A 17,151-nucleotide genomic window follows, 5' to 3' on the forward strand; every position below is an offset into this window, starting at 1 on the left:
GATAAATTCCGATGCAAGGTAATTCAAGTATGGGAAACGAGCCGACATTTACTTCATAAAACTGGCGGTCATTTTCGCGATTCTGTCGGCAAGTGTTTCACTGCTGAGCTTCTCTCGAAGTCGGTCGGTGATAATTGGAAACGAAAACGGCGTGGGTTTCGAACATTCTTTGATGACGATATTTTGTTGGTTAATACGTTCCAAGGCGAGAATCACACGTCCTTCTTCTAACTGATGTTCGAAGGTTTCGCGAATGGCTTGTTGCAGCAATAAATTATCGGGTTCGTAATCGCGAAATACTTCGAAGAACAGCTGCGAACTTCCTTGTAAATGTTTGGTTTTAATTAATTTACCGGGATAACCCGTAAAAACCAATCCGCTTATCACGGCTATATCTCTGAATTTTCGTTTGGCCATCTCGGTGGCATTTAAACTGCTTTGCAAGTCTTGATGCACATAAGAAGCTGAAAACAAGTTGTTGTCGATCACCGATTCTAAATCGATGGGTTGGTCGGATAGCAATTCGAAACCGTAATCGTTATACGCGAGCGAGAAACTAATAGGCGTCAGCAAACTGATTCGGTATGCCAACAAGCTGGCTAAGGCTTCGTGCACAAACCGACCTTCAAACGGATAAAATAAGCTGTGATACCCTTCTCGTGTTTTAAAGGTTTCGATGAGGAATTCGTTGCTCGACGGCACGATTGATTCGCGTCTTTGACGGGTAAAAACGGGTTCCATTGCCGCGAGTTCGACGGATAAATCCGATGTATTGGCGCGGTAGAGTTCTTCTCGAAGGAGTTGCGACATTTGTGCGGAAAACGACAAGCGACCACCGAGCCAGCTAGCCAGTTTTGCTTTTCCGCTTCCGGTTGCGTTGCGCACCAAAACCTGCATGTTTTTGATTTGATAGAGTTCTAACCTGCGTCCGCCGAACTGGAAAATATCACCGGGTTTAAGTCGTGAAATGAAATATTCTTCAATGGAGCCGATATAACCGCCGCCAAGAAATTTGACCTGCAGCGATACGTCGCCAACGATCGTACCAATTTGCATGCGGTGGTGCATGGCGATTTTTCGGCTGTTGACTTTAAATTTACCGTCGGCTTCGATTTCTACTTTTTTGAATTCGTCGTATGCTTGCAAGCTTTGTCCGCCTTTGGTTATGAAATTTAAAATCCAACGCCATTCCTCGTCGGTCATTGTTTGAAAACAGAATGTATTTTGAACTTCTTGGCGAATTTCGTTTGGATAAAAACCATCGGAAACGGCTAGTGTAGTTAGGTATTGTACCAAAACGTCGAAGCTGTTTAGATACGGAATGCGATCTTCGACCAAGGTGTGTTTTACGGCTTTTTGAAGTGCCGATGCTTCGATTAGTTCCATGGCATGCGTTGCCAAGAAGTAAATCACCGATTTTTTTCCCGGTTGGTGACCGCTGCGTCCGGCACGTTGCATGAATCGCGCTACGCCTTTTGGACCGCCAATTTGAATGATGGTTTCAACTGGCGCAAAGTCGACACCTAAATCTAAACTCGACGTACACACTACTACTTTGAGTTGCTCGTCGCGAATAGCCTGTTCGACCCAAAGTCGGGTTTCTTTTGCGATACTGCCGTGGTGCATGGCAATTTCGCCGGCAAATTCCGGATACTTATCGAGTAATTGCTGAAACCAAATTTCGCAAGCCGATCGAACATTGGTAAAAATAAGTGTGGTTTTGCTTCGCTTTACGATGGCAGCTACTTCGTCGAGCAGGTGTAAACCCATGTGCCCGCGCCACGGATAGGCATCCATGGTTTCGGGAAGTATCGCGTGTACTTCAATTTGTTTTTGAATATTAGCTTGCACGAGTACAGCCTTTTCGTTTGTTTTCGAATCTAAACCCAATAAAACTTCACGTGCTTGTTCGAGATTTCCGATGGTTGCCGAAATGCCCCAAATACGCAAATTAGGTGCAATGGTTTTCATCCGCGACAGCGCAAGTTCCATCTGTACGCCGCGTTTTGTGCCCAGAAGTTCGTGCCATTCGTCGACAACAACGGCTTGGCAATGCGATAAGCGCTGTGCGTAATCTTTAGAAGCGAGCATCAGTTGCAAGCTTTCCGGCGTTGTGATGAGTAAATCAGGTAGCTGTTTTTGCTGTTTTCTACGTTCGGCTTCTTCGGTGTCGCCGGTTCGAATGCCCACGGTTAAGTCGAGCTGAAATCCTTCGATAACGCGTTCGGCTGCCTGTTTAATTTCTACCGAAAGAGCGCGTAAAGGCGTAATCCATATGGCTTTTATGCCGGTTTTCGCTTTCGCGGAACGAGATCGTTCCCGAATTTGTTCAAGGACAATCGGAATCCACAACGCATACGTTTTCCCGCTGCCGGTGGGTGCGTTTAGCAAGCCGTTTTTACCTGCGAGATAATGTTCCCACGTTTCTTTCTGAAAGGGAAACACCTGCCATTGCTGACTTTGAAACCAAGAATCGGCTCGAGCAAATAATTCTTCGTTTGTCATTTCGGAATCAAGCTTTTTAAATCGTCGAGCGTGTTTGCATCGTCGATTTTCTTATCGGTACGCCAGCGCAAAATACGCGGAAAACGGGTTGCAATTCCCGATTTATGTCGTTTGCTAAACGCAATTCCTTCAAAACCGATTTCAAAAACCAATTCGGGTTTTACGCTCCGAACGGGACCGAAGCGCTCTAGCGTATTTTTCTTAATCCAATCGTCGACTTGCCGGAATTCTGCATCGGTCAATCCGCTGTAGGCTTTTGCAAACGTAACGAGTTGTCTGTCGCCGTTTTCTTGTTCTTCCCAAAGTGCAAAGGTGTAATCGGTAAATAAGTTGGCACGCCGCCCCGAGCCGCGCATGGCGTAAGTTAGCACGGCGTCTATGGATAAAGGCTCGATTTTCCATTTCCACCAATCGCCTTTTTTACGACCTACTTGATACGAGCTGTCGAGTTTTTTCAGCATCAGGCCTTCGGAACGCATTTCTCGAGCTCGATTTCGTTCGGCTTCAACGGCTTCCCAAGAATCTAAAACCAAAAACTCCGATTCGATTACGGGTGCATCAGTTGGAAGTTGGTTCAATACGGTTTTCAATAAATTTCGTCGGTCGCGGTACGGCAGTTGTCGGATGTCGTTGCCTTCAAATTCTAATAAATCGTATGCTTTAATGCGAATTGGAACTTTTCGAAGCAAATCGGTACTTACGGTTTTTCTTCCGATGCGTGTTTGTAAATCGTTAAACGTGCCGATGTTGTTATCGATCCACGGTAAAATCTCGCCGTCGATTACGGTTCCGTCGGGAAGCAGCTGAGTTAACACTTGCAGTTCCGGATATTTATCGGTTACGAGTTCTTCCCCACGACTCCACACGTAGAGTTGTTTGTTTCGAACAATGGTTTGCGAGCGGATTCCGTCCCATTTGTGTTCGATGGCAAATTCGTTGGCATTCCCGAGTTCTTGTGGTTCGCCTTCTACAGGATATGCGAGGAAGAACGGAAAGGGTTTGCTTTCGAAATCGGTGCTGCGTTCAGCGAGAATTAAATCTTCGAAAGTGGTTTTTGCCGGTTTCCAATCGCCCATCAATTTGTAAGCAAGTACATCTTCATCGACGCCGGTAGCATTGGCCAAGGCGCGTGTCATTAGCTTTTGGCTTACGCCGATTCGGAAACTGCCGGTAATGAGTTTAGTGAACACAAAGCGTTCATAATAATTGAGTTGCAGCCAATTTTCGTGTAGGTAATCGCGTTTTTCGGTATCGGATTTTGCTTTAAGCGCAATCATTTCTTCCAAAAAGAAACTCAAGGATTTCTCCGACGATTGTTGGGTGGGTGGCAGAATAAGCGCGATGGTTTCGGCCAAGTCGCCCACAATATGATAACTTTCTTCGAACAGCCACAGCGGTATTCCTGCGAGTTCGTTAGCCCAAACGCGCAAGAGTGTTGTATTTACGGGGCGCGGTGGCCTGCGGTGGGAAAGAATGGCAATGGTCCAAACTTTGTCGGCATCGCTGGCTTTTTTGAAGTAGTTGGTTAACGCGGCTACTTTTACATTGGTTTTGTTCGAGCTGTCGAGTGCTCGTATGAGTTCAGCGAAGTCTTTCATACGGCATCTTCTAGTTTTTCTTCGCCGTTAAGTTCGGCCATTTCGCCTTCGTATTGAGTTTGCTCGGTTCGGGCGTCGTAACCCAGCGTTCGGAGGTAGCGTGAAAAAATATCGGCATAACCGTGGGTACAGATTACTTTTTCGGCTCCGGTTGCGGTTATGGCAGAAAGTAGTCCGTTCCAGTCGCAATGGTCGCTAAGCACAAAACCTTTATCGATGGCTCGTCGGCGGCGTGCCCCGCGAAAGGTCATCCAACCGCTGGCAGTTCCGGTTACGTATGGCGTCATTTTTTTTAGCCATACGCTGCCGTGCGCCGAAGGTGGCGCCAAGACCATTTGTCCGATGAGATCTTCTTTTTTCACGGCTTTGGTTAAGGGAATGGTTTCAGGCATTTGAGCGAACTCGCGCAGCACTTGCGTCATATTTTCAACGGCGCCGTGGGTGTAGATACGGCCGATGGATGGATCGAGAAATTTCAGAATGCGTTGCGCCTTACCGAGACTGTAGCCAAAGAGCACGGAAGTTTGTTTCTCGGCCTGATTTTCGGCCCACCAGGTATTGATGTCGTGCATTACTTGTTGTTGTGGAATCCAGTTGAAGGCGGGCAATCCGAAGGTACATTCGGTTATAAAGGTGTGACATTTTACGGGTTCAAAAGGTGTGGAAAGTAGGTCGTTTTCGGTTTTATAATCGCCGGTAAAGACCCAGATTTCGCCTTGATATTCGACACGTACTTGCGAGGATCCGATAATGTGTCCGGCGGGATGTAGAGAAAACGTTACGCCGTTAATGGTAAAGGTTTCGTTCCAGGCTACGCCGGTTGCGTTGATCTCGCCCAAGCGGTGCTTTATGATGGGCACATTGGTGTGATGGGTAATGTAGTGTTTGTGTCCCCAGCGCGAGTGATCGGAATGTCCGTGTGTGATTATAGCACGATCTACGGCGCGCCATGGGTCGAGGTATAGATCGGCTTGTGCGCAATAGATTCCTTTATCATTGAAAGCCAGTAGCGGTGTTTGAAGTTTTCGCATTTTTTAAAATTACGCTTATCACGAAAAGCGGTAAACTATTTTGAGAATGCTTTAACGTTTGATTAATACCGATTGGTCGTGGAACGATTTTTTCCGGAAACGATTTTTGCGGTAAGGACAGCAGCGGAAAGCTTTTGCACGGAATTTTTACAAGTGACGGCAGCGGCAATGCGACAGCACTTGCAAGCGCCTGACACTTGAAAAATTGGGGGCAAAACTTGCAGCGTATGGCCTGACGGCGGTGATGTATTTCCATAGGACGTATACCGCCGGACCGCCTAAATTAAAAAACCATCCTGAATTACAATTCACTACGATAATTTAAAGTTGATTTGCGAGCGTTCTAAAACATCGAGTAACTCGTTGGTTAGTGCGATTTTGTGACGGCGGCAACCCAGGTTAATTTTGGTGTTTTCGACCGATTCGGCAATTTCGGGTTTAACATAAACGGGGGTTTCGGGCGCTTCTTCCAGGCCATCGGACTCGATGGTATCATCTACAAAAATCTCGGGAGCAGCAGCTGTTACGACCGCTTCCTGTTCCATAATCTCGGCAATTTCGAAATGAATTGTTTTATCGCCGCGATTATCGCGTACCAACTGTACGATAAAATCGATTAGCTCGTCGGTGAGTTGATTTACGTTTAGTTTAAACGTGATGCTGCTGCAAATTTCGCTGATGACATTTGCCAAAAGCGAAAAATTAAGGAAGGTAACTCGAGGTTCGCCGCGCGTGTTTGTTTCTTTACGTAGGTAACCTTCGACGATTTTGACCTTAAAGAAAACGAATTGGCCCGGAGTAAGAAAGTGTCTGAATTTCAGATACTCTTCGCCAAAAATCCTAAAATTGTAAGACGTTTCGTAGCATTCTAAATTAAACATCCCAAAACCGCGTCCTTTGCCGTCGGTACGGTGTTCTGCGGAGGCGATAATTCCGCCGAAACTCAGCGTTTTACCGATATGTGGGGTAAGTTCGTCGAGTATGCCGGCTTCGGTTTTGCAAAACGATTTTATGACTTGCTTGTAATCGTCGAGCGGATGCCCGGATATGTAAATGCCAACAACTTCCTTTTCTTTGGAGAGCTTTTCCAACGTATTCCATTCTTCGCAAAAGGGCAAGGTGGGTTCGGGAAGTTGAATTTCGGCGGCATCGCCAAACAAACTCACTTGAGCTGCGTTTTCGTTGTCTTGGTGTCGCGAACCGTAGCGCAAGGCTTTCTCGATAACGGTGGAATTTTCGTTTTTATCAATCGTGAAATACTGAGCGCGGTGCGTACCTTCGAAGGAGTCGAATCCGCCGGCGAGCGCTAAGCTTTCGAAGGCTTTTTTGTTAGCCGAACGCAAATCGATTCGTTTGGCGAGATCGAACACCGACTTGTATCTTCCGTCTTTTCTTTCGGCGACAATTGTATCTACGGCATTTCGACCCAAACCTTTAATGGCTCCCATACCAAAACGAATAGCTTGATTGGCGTTTACGGTAAATTTATAGAACGATTCGTTGACATCTGGACCCAAAACACGCAATCCCATGCGGCGGCATTCTTCCATAAAAAACGACACTTGTTTGATATCGTTCATGTTGTTAGAAAGTACGGCAGCCATGTATTCGGCTGGATAATTGGCCTTGAGGTACGCGGTTTGGTAGGCAATCCAGGCGTAGCAGGTAGAGTGCGATTTGTTGAAAGCATATTGGGCAAAAGCCTCCCAATCTTTCCAGATTTTTTCGAGTGCTTCTTGTGGATAGCCGTTTTTTACGGCGCCGTCGATGAAATCGGTTTTCATTTTGGCGAGCGTATCGATTTGCTTTTTACCCATTGCTTTACGCAGAACGTCGGCCTGACCTTTGGTGAAGTTGGCCAATTTTTGGGAAAGTAGCATTACCTGCTCTTGGTAAACGGTAATTCCGTAGGTGTCTTTTAGCAATTCTTCGCAGGCATCGATATCGTACACGATGGGTTCTTTTCCGTTTTTTCGATTGATAAAAGACGGAATATACGCCAATGGTCCGGGGCGATACAAGGCGTTCATGGCAATCAAATCTTCAAAGACCGTAGGCTTGAGATTTTTCATGTGCTTTTGCATACCGGGCGATTCGTACTGAAAAATTCCTACGGTCTCACCGCGTTGAAACAGTTCGTAAGTCTTTACATCGTCTATCGGAAACGCATCGGGGTCGAGATCAATTCCGGTTCGGTACTTCACTAATTTTACCGTGTCTTTGATCAGGGTTAGGGTCTTCAAACCCAAGAAGTCCATTTTCAGCAAACCTGCACTTTCCACAACCGAGTTATCGAATTGCGTAACGTACATGTCTTCTTCCTTTGCTGTAATTATCGGAACGAAGTTGGTGATATCGTCGGGCGTGATAATTACTCCACAGGCGTGAATTCCGGTATTTCGGAGCGTTCCTTCGAGTTTACGCGCTTGGTTTAAGGTTCCGGCGACGGGATCGTTATTTCCTGATATCTGGCGTAAAGCTTTTACTTTTTCGAAATCTTCGGCACGTAAATCAGCTTTTAGCTTTCCTTCATCGGCGTTGAAGATTTTCTCCAGATTTAGGTTTGAAGGAATCATTTTCGCCAGACGGTCGGCTTCAAAAAGTGGTAAATCGAGTACGCGAGCGGTATCACGAATCGCCGATTTCGCTGCCATAGTACCGTAAGTTACAATTTGTGCAACCTGTTTCTTTCCGTATTTGTTGATTACGTATTCAATTACTTTGCCTCGCCCTTCGTCGTCGAAGTCGATATCAATATCGGGCATCGACACACGCTCCGGATTGAGGAAACGCTCAAAAAGGAGGTTGTATTTCAGCGGATCGATATTGGTAATTTTAAGGCAATACGCAACAACCGACCCAGCTGCGGAACCACGACCGGGACCAACTGCTACGCCCATTTTTCGGGCTTCGGCAATGAAATCTTGAACGATGAGAAAGTATCCTGGGTAACCGCTGTTGGCGATTGTTTGCAATTCAAAATCGATACGTTCGCGTACTTCATCGGTAATTTCGGTATAGCGTTCGTTGGCGCCTTCGTAGGTAAGGTGACGCAGGTAAGCATTTTCGCCGCGTTTTCCACCGTCGACTAAATCTTCGGGAACTTGAAACGATTCGGGGATATCGAATTTTGGAAGTAAAACTTCGCGGGCTAATTGGTAGGATTCGACTTTATCTAAGACGTCTTGAATGTTGAGAATGGCTTCGGGAACATCGCGAAACAGCGCTTTCATTTCGTCGGCCGATTTCAAGTAATACTCTTGATTTTCGAGTCCGTAGCGCGAGCCGCGTTCGTTGCCAATTGGCGTACTTTTCTTTTCGCCGTCGCGCACACAAAGCAGAATATCTTGCGCGGCAGCATCTTCTTTATTGACGTAGAAAGTATTGTTGGTTGCAACGATTTTTATCTCGTGCTGTTTTGCGAATTGAATGATTTGTTCGTTCACTTCGTCCTCTGCCGGATGGCCGTGTCGACAAATTTCTAGGTAAAAGTCGTCGGCATACAGCTGTTTCCAAGCGAGCACTGCTTCTTCGGCTTGGCGTTGACCTACGGAACGCAATTTTGCAGCAATTTCGCCGGTCATTCCGCCTGAAAGCACTATTAAATCCTGGCCGTATCGGTTGAGTAATTCGCGATCGATTCGAGGCACGTAATAGTAACCGTCGGCGTGTGCGATTGAAGAAAGTTTCGCCAAATTATGGTACCCGCGTTTGTTTTTTGCGAGGAAAACCATTTGGTAACCGTTGTCTTTCACCGATTTATTGAGGTGGTTGTCGCACACATAGAATTCGCAGCCAACGATTGCTTTCAGCGGACGTTCTGTGGCTACGGCTCCCAACTCTTCGGCTTGTTGATTGCGGGCTTTCACTCCTTTGTTGTGATTTTCTACTTCTTGAATGAGGCGAAACGACCCCATAAGATTGGAATAATCGGTTAGAGCAATTGCGGGCATTTTGAGCTGAATAGCTGCTTTTACGAGCGCCGAAACACTTGAAGTTGATTGCAGGATGCTAAACTGACTGTGATTATGAAGATGGGCGAATTCGGCTGCTAAAAATTCTTCGGAGACTTCGGTGGTAGTATGATCTACAACTTGTTTTTCGGTTCCTTTTAGCTTTTTGGATTCGGTTTTGAAGTTTACGTGTTGTAGACCCAGTAGTTTTATACCTTCTGCGTTAAGCGCTTTAAACTCCTGAAGTTCGGTTTCAGAAATTTGCAACGCATCGGGGGTAAATAGATCTATAAATACGAGTTGGAAGAAGCAACGTGCTGTGGCTTCAACGTCGGCAGTTGCGTTATGTGCTTCGGCAAAACTATCTGCGAAAAGGTAGTTATAGAGTTCGGATAGTGTCGGGAATTTGTATTTGGACCGACCTCCGGGAAGTTTTAGTAATTCGGCTGTTTTTTCGGTACAGGTATCTAGAACGGGTTTGGATTCGAGTACATTGGTTCGATTGGCGCGCACAAATTCGGCACCCATGATATTAAGGTCGAACTTCAGGTTGTGTCCAACGAGAAAGTTAGCTTGTGCAACAGCGTCTTCGAAGGCATCGAGTACGGTGTTAAGAGGCTTTCCGTCGCGTTGTGCAAGCGCTGTTGATATACCGTGAACGCGTTCGACATCGTATGGGATGTTGAATCCGTCGGGAGTGATCAGGAAGTCGCCTCGCGAGATTAGACTTCCATTACTTTCGTGTAGTTGCCAAGCGAGTTGAACGCAGCGTGGCCAGTTTTCAACGTCGGTGATTGGCGCGTCAAAATTTTTAGGAAGTCCGGTAGTCTCGGTATCAAAAATGAGGTACTTCATTGAAATTTAGCAAATAAGGCAGTAAGGTGATAAAAAATCTCAAACATCAAAAATACGGAAGAGTTTGTGTTGAGATTGTTAAAGAGGGCTAGAGTGCGTGAAAAGTTGTAAACAAAAAAAAACCGCTTGATTGCTCAAACGGTTTTAGATAACTTCTGAAGTAAGTTTAGTAACCTCTATCGTTTCTGTTACCTCCGCCACGGTTAAACCCGCCTCGATCGTTTCCGTAACCGCCACCTGAGCGACCTCCACCAGTTCTGTTACGATCAAAAGAGCGACGTTCTCCTTCCGGACGTGGTTCTGATTTGTTCACAACAATAGTGCGTCCCGATACATTTGCACCGTTTAATTCGTTAATGGCATTTTGTGCTTCGTCGTCATTAGGCATTTCGACAAAACCAAATCCTTTACTTCTACCGGTCATTTTATCGGAAATGATTTTTACCGAATCTACTGCCCCGTAAGCTTCAAAGGATGCTCTTAAATCTGCTTCCTCTATACTCCACGGAAGACTACCAACAAAAATGTTCATAAGAAAAAAATATTAATTCGAGGTAAATGTAGTCTATATATTCTCGGAAAACATCAAACAACTGTTATTTATTTGCAAATAAAAAAAGCGCTTGTAAAAAGCGCTTTGTAGTTTGTATCCGTTAATAGTTAAAAAACAGGGATGTTGTAAAAATTCCCTTCTTGGAAATTAACGTTGTCAGGAGCTAAAGTACTTTCGCCTTGGTACTTAGCATTAAATTTAAAAGTTCCTGAAATTACTTTTTTCTCTGGATCCCATTTGTTAATTACAATTTCTAAATTACCTGGATCTTCGCGCTCGGTGTTGAATCCCAAGCCGGTAACATACTCCAAGGCAGTTCCTCCATCCGTGAACGTATAGCTTGCACTAATTTCGTCATCCAAAGAAGGTTCTGTTGGATTGTAACCGTACGTATACGTTTGCGCATTGAGACTCGTAATTGGAGTCGTAAGAACTATTGGAAAAGTAATCGTAGTGGTTTCGAATCCTTTGTAAGAAGTAATCGTCACTGAACCCGTATTAGGCACAGCTGGATCGGTTGGATTGAAATCGCCAGAAGTCAAATCACCTCTCCAAACACGATTGTCTTTGCGAGCTTGGAAACCTGGATCGTTAAAAACTACTTCGTTCTCGCAAGCAATTGCCACTAAAGCGAAAACCAATATTGAAAAAATTTTCTTCATTTGAGTTAATCGGTTAATATGACTTTGAGAAGTCGGTTACAAAAATAGTTTTTAAAACGAAATAGCAATCATATCCGCTCATAAAATCAAAAAATTACGCCAGAAATAGAATTTTTATAACAAACAACAAATTTGAAAGACCCGCTTACGGTATTTCGGAAATTTATAGTACTTTTGCAGCCTTAATTAACAGAGGTCGAGTACCTCGCAATTTAATCAATAAGATTATGGCTGTAAAAATCAGACTACAGAGACACGGAAAAAAAGGTAAACCATTTTATTGGGTAGTTGCTGCCGATGCACGTTCAAAGCGTGACGGTCGTTATCTAGAGAAATTGGGAACTTACAATCCGAACACAAACCCTGCAACAATCGACCTAAACATCGATCATGCTGTGCAGTGGTTACACAATGGTGCACAACCAACCGACACTGCGCGTGCTATCCTTTCTTACAAAGGAGTGCTTTTAAAGCATCACTTAGATGGCGGCGTTAGAAAAGGAGCTTTAACTCAAGAGCAGGCTGATGCGAAATTCGCTGCTTGGTTGGAAGAAAAAGCTGGAAAAGTTGACGCTAAGAAAGACAACCTATCAAAAGCAAAAGCAGATGCGAAAGCAAAAGTACTTGCTGCTGAAAAAGCTGTAAACGAAAAACGTGCAAATGCTGCTGCGGAAGCGGAAGCTGCTGCAAAAGCTGAGGCGGAAGCTGCTGAAAACGCTGCTGCTGCTGAAGAAGTTGCCACTGAAGCTGCTGCTGAAGAGCCTGCTGCTGACGAAGCTACTGAAGAAACTCAGGCTTAATTTTTTCTGCGAATGCGAAAAGCTGATTGTTTCTACTTAGGCAAAATCGCGAAAAAATTTAGCTTTAAAGGCGAGCTCTTATTGTATCTCGATACCGACGAACCTCACCTTTACCAAAATTTGGAATCAGTTTTTGTTGAATGCAACAACGAACTGATTCCTTTTTTTATGGAAAGTGCTTCCTTACATAAAAACGACTTTCTACGCGTGAAATTCGAAGATGTAAACTCCGAAGCCGAAGCCGACGAACTCATCGGAAATGCACTTTACCTCCCACTCTCTTTCCTTCCAAAACTCAGCGGAAACAAATTTTACTTCCACGAAGTAATCGGATTCACCATCGTCGATCAAAAAGAAGGTCGCGTGGGCGTAATTCAATCGGTGAACGACACCACCGCACAACCCTTGTTTGAAGTTCTCGATGGCGAAACGGAAATGCTTATTCCGATGATCGATCAGTTTTTAGTGAAAGTGGATCGCGCCAAGAAAGAAATTGTCATGAACTTGCCGGAAGGCTTAGTCGATATGTACCGCTAATACATGTCTGTTTTTTCATTCAAAAAATTTGATATTCAGCAAGATAAAGCCGCAATGAAAGTTGGCACCGATGCTGTAGTTCTCGGAGCTTTTTCAGACATCTCTAACCAACCGCAAACTATTCTGGATGTTGGCGCCGGTACCGGAATTATCGCGCTCATGCTCGCACAACGCTCTGGAGCCGAAATTATTGATGCCATTGAAATTGACGAGGCGGCCTATTTGGAATGCGTCGAAAATTTTGAAAACAGTCCGTGGGGCGACCGTCTCTTTTGCTATCACGGCGACTTTGCCGAGCTCGTCGAAGATTCGGACTATGGATACGATTTAATTATTTCGAATCCGCCTTTTTATCTCAACCAGCACTTTGCAGAAACTGAAAGTAGGACGACGGCTCGTTTTGCCGACAAGTTACAACCCGAGTTCTTTTTTGCTTGCGCGGCTAACTTGCTAACCGAAACTGGAACCGTACAAATTATTGTTCCCGAAGCCGATTATCAGGTTTGGGTGAACGCCGCAAAAAAGGCAGAATTGCAACTGCAACACCGCAAAATTATTTACCCGATGCCCGGAAAAGCAGCTAAACGAACGGTCTTGCAGTTCGGATTTTACGCGGTAGCAGTAACCGAATCGGAACTAACCGTCGAGAAAAGTCGCGGAAACTATACGGCACAATACCGCGAAGCCACAAAAGATTTCCATCCTAAATTTTAACGACGCTGCTTGACATGTGGGCGGTCCGGCGGCAAACTAACTGTGGAAATACATAGCCGCCGTCAGGCCATTCGCTATATCTTTTGCCTACGTTCCTTCGGCAAAAGGATACCGCTGCTGTCCTTACCGCGAAAATCGTTATCAAAAAACGAACGTTATATTTTTTGGTTGGTAACTCATTAAAATTACGAGTTTTTACTAATTACTTAATCACTTGTTTTACAGTATTTTTAACTGTGGTAATATTGCAATATTACGTTTAAATTTTAGCAAAGCTGAGTCAGCTCTTTTTCTTTAAAAACCAACACTTTAACAGATAAATTAAAATCAGAATTCGATTAAACAACCAATAACTATTGTTCTAATACCAGACAACTTTTTAAAGCGATCGAAAACATCTAAATCCCGCAGTCTTAATACTCAATACATCCGTCTTAATACTTAATACATCCGTCTTAATACTTAATACTCGATACAATTGTCTTTATACGTACAAACACGCATTTCCGTGTGAGCGAGCGGAACGGCATCCTTTGGGCGCTACGGAATTTCCACTTATGTTTTGCCAAAAGATACAGTGTAGCGCGCGACGGCGCCAAGGCAAGGCTAAATTCGGTTGATGTGCGTTGTTGCGTTTGTTACTTGGAAAAGCTTGCACGAGCACTTTGTAGGTTTGTTACGTTAGGCGCCGGCACACCCAAATAAAAAAAATCAGATCAACTTTTCCAGATTTCGTTTCAAACCTGCATAACCGGGACGTTCGAGCGGCGACTTTCGGAAGATTTCATGAAACGTCTCTTCAGTAAGTTCGAGCCACTCTTTCTTCGACATTTCAAGTAGCTTGGCGTTGGGCGTAAACAGTGGTTCGTTGTGAGGTTTGCTGAACTTGTTCCACGGACAAACGTCTTGGCAAACATCGCAACCAAATGCCCACTGATCTTTTGGGCGCTACGGAATTTCCACTTATGTTTTGCCAAAAGATACAGTGTAGCGCGCGACGGCGCCAAGGCAAGGCTAAATTCGGTTGATGTGCGTTGTTGCGTTTGTTACTTGGAAAAGCTTGCACGAGCACTTTGTAGGTTTGTTACGTTAGGCGCCGGCACACCCAAATAAAAAAAATCAGATCAACTTTTCCAGATTTCGTTTCAAACCTGCATAACCGGGACGTTCGAGCGGCGACTTTCGGAAGATTTCATGAAACGTCTCTTCAGTAAGTTCGAGCCACTCTTTCTTCGACATTTCAAGTAGCTTGGCGTTGGGCGTAAACAGTGGTTCGTTGTGAGGTTTGCTGAACTTGTTCCACGGACAAACGTCTTGGCAAACATCGCAACCAAATGCCCACTGATCTAGGTTAACTTCCTCCGAAATGGGCAAGTTCGCCTTTAATTCGATAGTAAAATAGGAAATGCATTTGCTGCCATCGACCACATAGGGTGCAACGATGGCTTGGGTCGGACACGCATCTAAACAAGCGGTACAGCTTCCGCAATGATCTGTTACAGGCGCATCGGGTGGCAGCTCGAGATCTACAATCAGTTCCGCGATAAAATAGAAGGAACCAACGCTTTTAGTAATCAGATTGCTGTTTTTGCCGATCCATCCCAAACCCGACTTTGCCGCCCAGGCTTTGTCGAGCACCGGCGCCGAATCGACGAACGCGCGTCCGTTTATCTCACCGATTTCCGCGCGCATAAAACGCAAGAGCTCTTTAAGCTTGTCTCTTATCACGAAATGATAATCGGTACCGTAGGCGTATTTAGAAACCTTGAACGAGTCTGAAACCTGTGTTTTCTCGGGAAAATAATTGAGTAACAGTGAAATTACCGTTTTCGCGCCGGGAACGAGCAGACGCGGGTCGAGGCGCATATCGAAATGATTGTTCATATACGACATTTCGCCTTGGTACTTATTTTTGAGCCATGATTCGAGGCGAGGTGCTTCGGTTTCCAGGAATTCGGCACGCGAAAAACCGCAGGACAAAAATCCAAGCTCTGCGGCTTTTGTTTTAATTAGTGCGCTGTAATCCATGAAAACCGACTTTAAAACGAGTTAAAAAAGGCTGCCCTGCGCGTTTGGACGCGATTTTCCTAGATGCTGGAATGCTTTGTCGGTTACTTCTCGTCCGCGTGGTGTACGCATAATAAAACCTTCTTGAATAAGAAACGGCTCGTATACTTCCTCGATAGTTTCGGCGCTTTCACTCACTGCTGTTGCCAGCGTTGACAGTCCAACAGGACCGCCTTTGTACTTATCGATGATGGTCGATAGAATTTTATTGTCCATTTCGTCAAGACCGAACGCATCTACATGCAAAGCTTTTAGTGCATAGCGTGCAATTTCGATATCGATGGTGCCGTTTCCTTTAATTTGTGCAAAATCGCGAACACGACGTAAAAGTGCGTTTGCGATACGTGGAGTTCCACGACTTCGGCCAGCGATTTCGATAGCAGCATCGGTTGTAATGGGCGTTTTAATAATGCCTGCACTTCGTTCGATGATCGTACTGAGCAACTCTTTGTTATAATACTGTAATCGACTTTGAATCCCGAAACGAGCACGCATAGGCGCAGTGAGTAATCCCGAACGTGTGGTGGCACCGACAAGCGTAAACGGATTAAGATTGATTTGAACTGATCTGGCATTAGGACCCGATTCGATCATGATATCAATCTTGAAATCTTCCATGGCAGAATACAAATATTCTTCCACCACAGGACTTAAGCGATGGATTTCGTCGATAAAAAGCACGTCGCGTTCTTCGAGATTTGTTAGTAAACCTGCTAGATCGCCGGGTTTATCAAGTACAGGACCTGAAGTGATTTTTATACCCACACCAAGTTCGTTGGCTAGGATATTAGCCAAAGTCGTTTTCCCTAATCCGGGCGGACCGTGAAAGAGGGCATGATCGAGCGCTTCGCCTCGCAAATTCGCGGCTTTAACGAATACTTTCAGGTTTTCGAGCACTTGATCTTGACCCGCGAAATCATCGAAACTAAGCGGACGCAGTTTCTTCTCGAGGTCGAGTTCTTCGGGCGAGAAATGATTATCGGTTGGGTCTAAATTTTGATTCATAAACTATTAGCGAACTATTAGTGAAGTTTTGGTGCAATAATATCTTGAAAATCGTTTGTCTTTTTAAGGTAGGCAACTATAAACGGACAAAGAGGCACGATTTTAAATTCGAGCTGACGGATGAGTTCTAATGTTTCGACGACTAGCTTAGTACCCACTCCTCGGCCGGCAATCTGTCGGGGAACGCAGGTGTGTGTCAGTAGCAGTACTGCACCCGGCTTTTCGATATATTCGATGAAAGCCGTTACGCCATGGATCGAAGTTTCGAAACGCGAGGCTTCATTATTCTGCTGTACTTTCATTCCCGTCGATATTCATGTAATAGGATAATGCTCCTGAAGGACAACGTTTTACTTGTTTAATAATATCGGCTGTGCTTGCGTTTTCGGGTTGAATCCAAGGTTTATCCTTAGGCTTGAAAACAGCTGGAAGTTCTTTAGCGCAAAACGCCGCATGTATGCACAATTTCGGTTGCCATACTATGGTTACTTCTCCGTTGGTATATTTCTTTTGTTCCATAGCTAAAATGAAATAAATATACAGAAAAAAGGCCTTTCAAATGAAAGGCCTTTGTATTAGTGATTCAGAACTTGTTCACCTGGTTTCATCGGAACGTTCTGTGGTACGAAATCATCATCGTGTCCAGGCTTACTGTAATCGTAAGGCCATCTGTGTACTTCAGGAATTTCTCCTGGCCAGTTTCCGTGCATGTGCTCAACTGGTGCTGTCCACTCGAGTGTATTAGATCTCCATGGGTTTCGTTCTGTTTTCTTACCATAGAACATGGAATGGAAGAAGTTATACAAGAACACCAATTGGAAAGCGCCACCTACTAAAGCAAAAACTGTAATAAGTACGTTTACGTTTTGTA

General features: G+C 44.9%; 13 protein-coding genes and 2 pseudogenes. 3 read left to right on the top strand and 12 right to left on the bottom strand.

Going from position 1 to position 17,151, the window contains the following annotated elements; all coding sequences use genetic code 11:
* Positions 1 to 48: 48 nt before the first annotated feature.
* The 6 genes from ACOVQQ_RS03640 to ACOVQQ_RS03665 all read right to left on the bottom strand — a co-directional run bounded on the left by ACOVQQ_RS03640 (position 49) and on the right by ACOVQQ_RS03665 (position 11,157).
* Positions 49 to 2,505: a ligase-associated DNA damage response DEXH box helicase gene (locus tag ACOVQQ_RS03640; RefSeq protein ID WP_421816988.1), complete on the bottom strand. Its 2,457-nt coding sequence runs from the start codon at positions 2,503 to 2,505 to the stop codon at positions 49 to 51.
* A complete protein-coding gene (locus ACOVQQ_RS03645) occupies positions 2,502 to 4,103 on the bottom strand; it encodes an ATP-dependent DNA ligase (protein WP_421816989.1) in 1,602 nt (533 codons plus the stop codon). Before ACOVQQ_RS03645 ends, ACOVQQ_RS03640 begins: the two co-directional genes overlap by 4 nt.
* A complete protein-coding gene (locus ACOVQQ_RS03650) occupies positions 4,100 to 5,134 on the bottom strand; it encodes a ligase-associated DNA damage response exonuclease (RefSeq protein ID WP_421816990.1) in 1,035 nt (344 codons plus the stop codon). The genes ACOVQQ_RS03645 and ACOVQQ_RS03650 overlap by 4 nt, the downstream gene beginning before the upstream one ends.
* 311 nt (positions 5,135 to 5,445) lie before the next feature.
* Positions 5,446 to 9,942: a DNA polymerase III subunit alpha gene (gene dnaE / locus ACOVQQ_RS03655; RefSeq protein ID WP_421816991.1), complete on the bottom strand. Its 4,497-nt coding sequence runs from the start codon at positions 9,940 to 9,942 to the stop codon at positions 5,446 to 5,448.
* Between the two features lie 166 nt (positions 9,943 to 10,108).
* The gene (locus tag ACOVQQ_RS03660) at positions 10,109 to 10,474 is read right to left on the bottom strand and encodes an RNA recognition motif domain-containing protein (protein WP_094486422.1); all 366 of its coding nucleotides are present in this window, start codon (positions 10,472 to 10,474) and stop codon (positions 10,109 to 10,111) included.
* Positions 10,475 to 10,602: 128 nt separating this feature from the next.
* Complete coding sequence (locus ACOVQQ_RS03665) at positions 10,603 to 11,157, bottom strand: DUF6252 family protein (RefSeq protein ID WP_421816992.1); 555 nt, start codon at positions 11,155 to 11,157, stop codon at positions 10,603 to 10,605.
* Between the two features lie 227 nt (positions 11,158 to 11,384).
* Between ACOVQQ_RS03665 and ACOVQQ_RS03670 the strand changes: the two genes are divergently transcribed.
* The 3 genes from ACOVQQ_RS03670 to ACOVQQ_RS03680 are packed head-to-tail and all read left to right on the top strand — an operon-like array spanning position 11,385 to position 13,208.
* The gene (locus ACOVQQ_RS03670) at positions 11,385 to 11,957 is read left to right on the top strand and encodes a 30S ribosomal protein S16 (protein WP_421816993.1); all 573 of its coding nucleotides are present in this window, start codon (positions 11,385 to 11,387) and stop codon (positions 11,955 to 11,957) included.
* Between the two features lie 12 nt (positions 11,958 to 11,969).
* Complete coding sequence (rimM, locus tag ACOVQQ_RS03675) at positions 11,970 to 12,494, top strand: ribosome maturation factor RimM (protein ID WP_421816994.1); 525 nt, start codon at positions 11,970 to 11,972, stop codon at positions 12,492 to 12,494.
* 3 nt (positions 12,495 to 12,497) lie between these two features.
* The gene (locus ACOVQQ_RS03680) at positions 12,498 to 13,208 is read left to right on the top strand and encodes a tRNA1(Val) (adenine(37)-N6)-methyltransferase (RefSeq protein WP_421816995.1); all 711 of its coding nucleotides are present in this window, start codon (positions 12,498 to 12,500) and stop codon (positions 13,206 to 13,208) included.
* A 711-nt stretch (positions 13,209 to 13,919) separates the two neighbouring features.
* On the opposite strand, the pseudogene ACOVQQ_RS03685 reads toward ACOVQQ_RS03680, so the two are convergent.
* From ACOVQQ_RS03685 to ACOVQQ_RS03710, 6 genes and pseudogenes are all read right to left on the bottom strand, one after another.
* Positions 13,920 to 14,147: pseudogene (locus ACOVQQ_RS03685) on the bottom strand (tRNA epoxyqueuosine(34) reductase QueG); the annotation flags it as partial.
* 180 nt (positions 14,148 to 14,327) lie between these two features.
* The gene (queG, locus tag ACOVQQ_RS03690) at positions 14,328 to 15,236 is read right to left on the bottom strand and encodes a tRNA epoxyqueuosine(34) reductase QueG (RefSeq protein WP_421816996.1); all 909 of its coding nucleotides are present in this window, start codon (positions 15,234 to 15,236) and stop codon (positions 14,328 to 14,330) included.
* Between the two features lie 21 nt (positions 15,237 to 15,257).
* Entirely contained in the window at positions 15,258 to 16,280 is a 1,023-nt protein-coding gene (gene ruvB / locus ACOVQQ_RS03695) for a Holliday junction branch migration DNA helicase RuvB (protein WP_298148402.1), read from the bottom strand.
* Between the two features lie 17 nt (positions 16,281 to 16,297).
* Complete coding sequence (locus ACOVQQ_RS03700) at positions 16,298 to 16,582, bottom strand: GNAT family N-acetyltransferase (RefSeq protein WP_421816997.1); 285 nt, start codon at positions 16,580 to 16,582, stop codon at positions 16,298 to 16,300.
* The gene (locus ACOVQQ_RS03705) at positions 16,563 to 16,799 is read right to left on the bottom strand and encodes a (4Fe-4S)-binding protein (protein WP_421816998.1); all 237 of its coding nucleotides are present in this window, start codon (positions 16,797 to 16,799) and stop codon (positions 16,563 to 16,565) included. The genes ACOVQQ_RS03700 and ACOVQQ_RS03705 overlap by 20 nt, the downstream gene beginning before the upstream one ends.
* Before the next feature lie 56 nt (positions 16,800 to 16,855).
* Positions 16,856 to 17,151 (bottom strand): annotated as a pseudogene (locus ACOVQQ_RS03710) (cytochrome c oxidase subunit I); the annotation flags it as partial.

Origin of the sequence: Flavobacterium sp., from assembly GCF_049240005.1 — a bacterium.
Lineage (GTDB): Bacteria > Bacteroidota > Bacteroidia > Flavobacteriales > Flavobacteriaceae > Flavobacterium.

Bases quoted from the DNA above. Each gene is read 5' to 3' on its own strand.
- ACOVQQ_RS03700 (WP_421816997.1), bottom strand. From the start codon at position 16,582: ATGAAAGTACAGCAGAATAATGAAGCCTCGCGTTTCGAAACTTCGATC.
- ACOVQQ_RS03705 (WP_421816998.1), bottom strand. From the start codon at position 16,799: ATGGAACAAAAGAAATATACCAACGGAGAAGTAACCATAGTATGGCAA.
- ACOVQQ_RS03670 (WP_421816993.1), top strand. From the start codon at position 11,385: ATGGCTGTAAAAATCAGACTACAGAGACACGGAAAAAAAGGTAAACCA.
- ACOVQQ_RS03645 (WP_421816989.1), bottom strand. From the start codon at position 4,103: ATGAAAGACTTCGCTGAACTCATACGAGCACTCGACAGCTCGAACAAA.
- ACOVQQ_RS03660 (WP_094486422.1), bottom strand. From the start codon at position 10,474: ATGAACATTTTTGTTGGTAGTCTTCCGTGGAGTATAGAGGAAGCAGAT.
- ACOVQQ_RS03665 (WP_421816992.1), bottom strand. From the start codon at position 11,157: ATGAAGAAAATTTTTTCAATATTGGTTTTCGCTTTAGTGGCAATTGCT.
- ACOVQQ_RS03640 (WP_421816988.1), bottom strand. From the start codon at position 2,505: ATGACAAACGAAGAATTATTTGCTCGAGCCGATTCTTGGTTTCAAAGT.
- ACOVQQ_RS03650 (WP_421816990.1), bottom strand. From the start codon at position 5,134: ATGCGAAAACTTCAAACACCGCTACTGGCTTTCAATGATAAAGGAATC.
- ACOVQQ_RS03680 (WP_421816995.1), top strand. From the start codon at position 12,498: ATGTCTGTTTTTTCATTCAAAAAATTTGATATTCAGCAAGATAAAGCC.
- queG (WP_421816996.1), bottom strand. From the start codon at position 15,236: ATGGATTACAGCGCACTAATTAAAACAAAAGCCGCAGAGCTTGGATTT.
- ruvB (WP_298148402.1), bottom strand. From the start codon at position 16,280: ATGAATCAAAATTTAGACCCAACCGATAATCATTTCTCGCCCGAAGAA.
- dnaE (WP_421816991.1), bottom strand. From the start codon at position 9,942: ATGAAGTACCTCATTTTTGATACCGAGACTACCGGACTTCCTAAAAAT.
- rimM (WP_421816994.1), top strand. From the start codon at position 11,970: ATGCGAAAAGCTGATTGTTTCTACTTAGGCAAAATCGCGAAAAAATTT.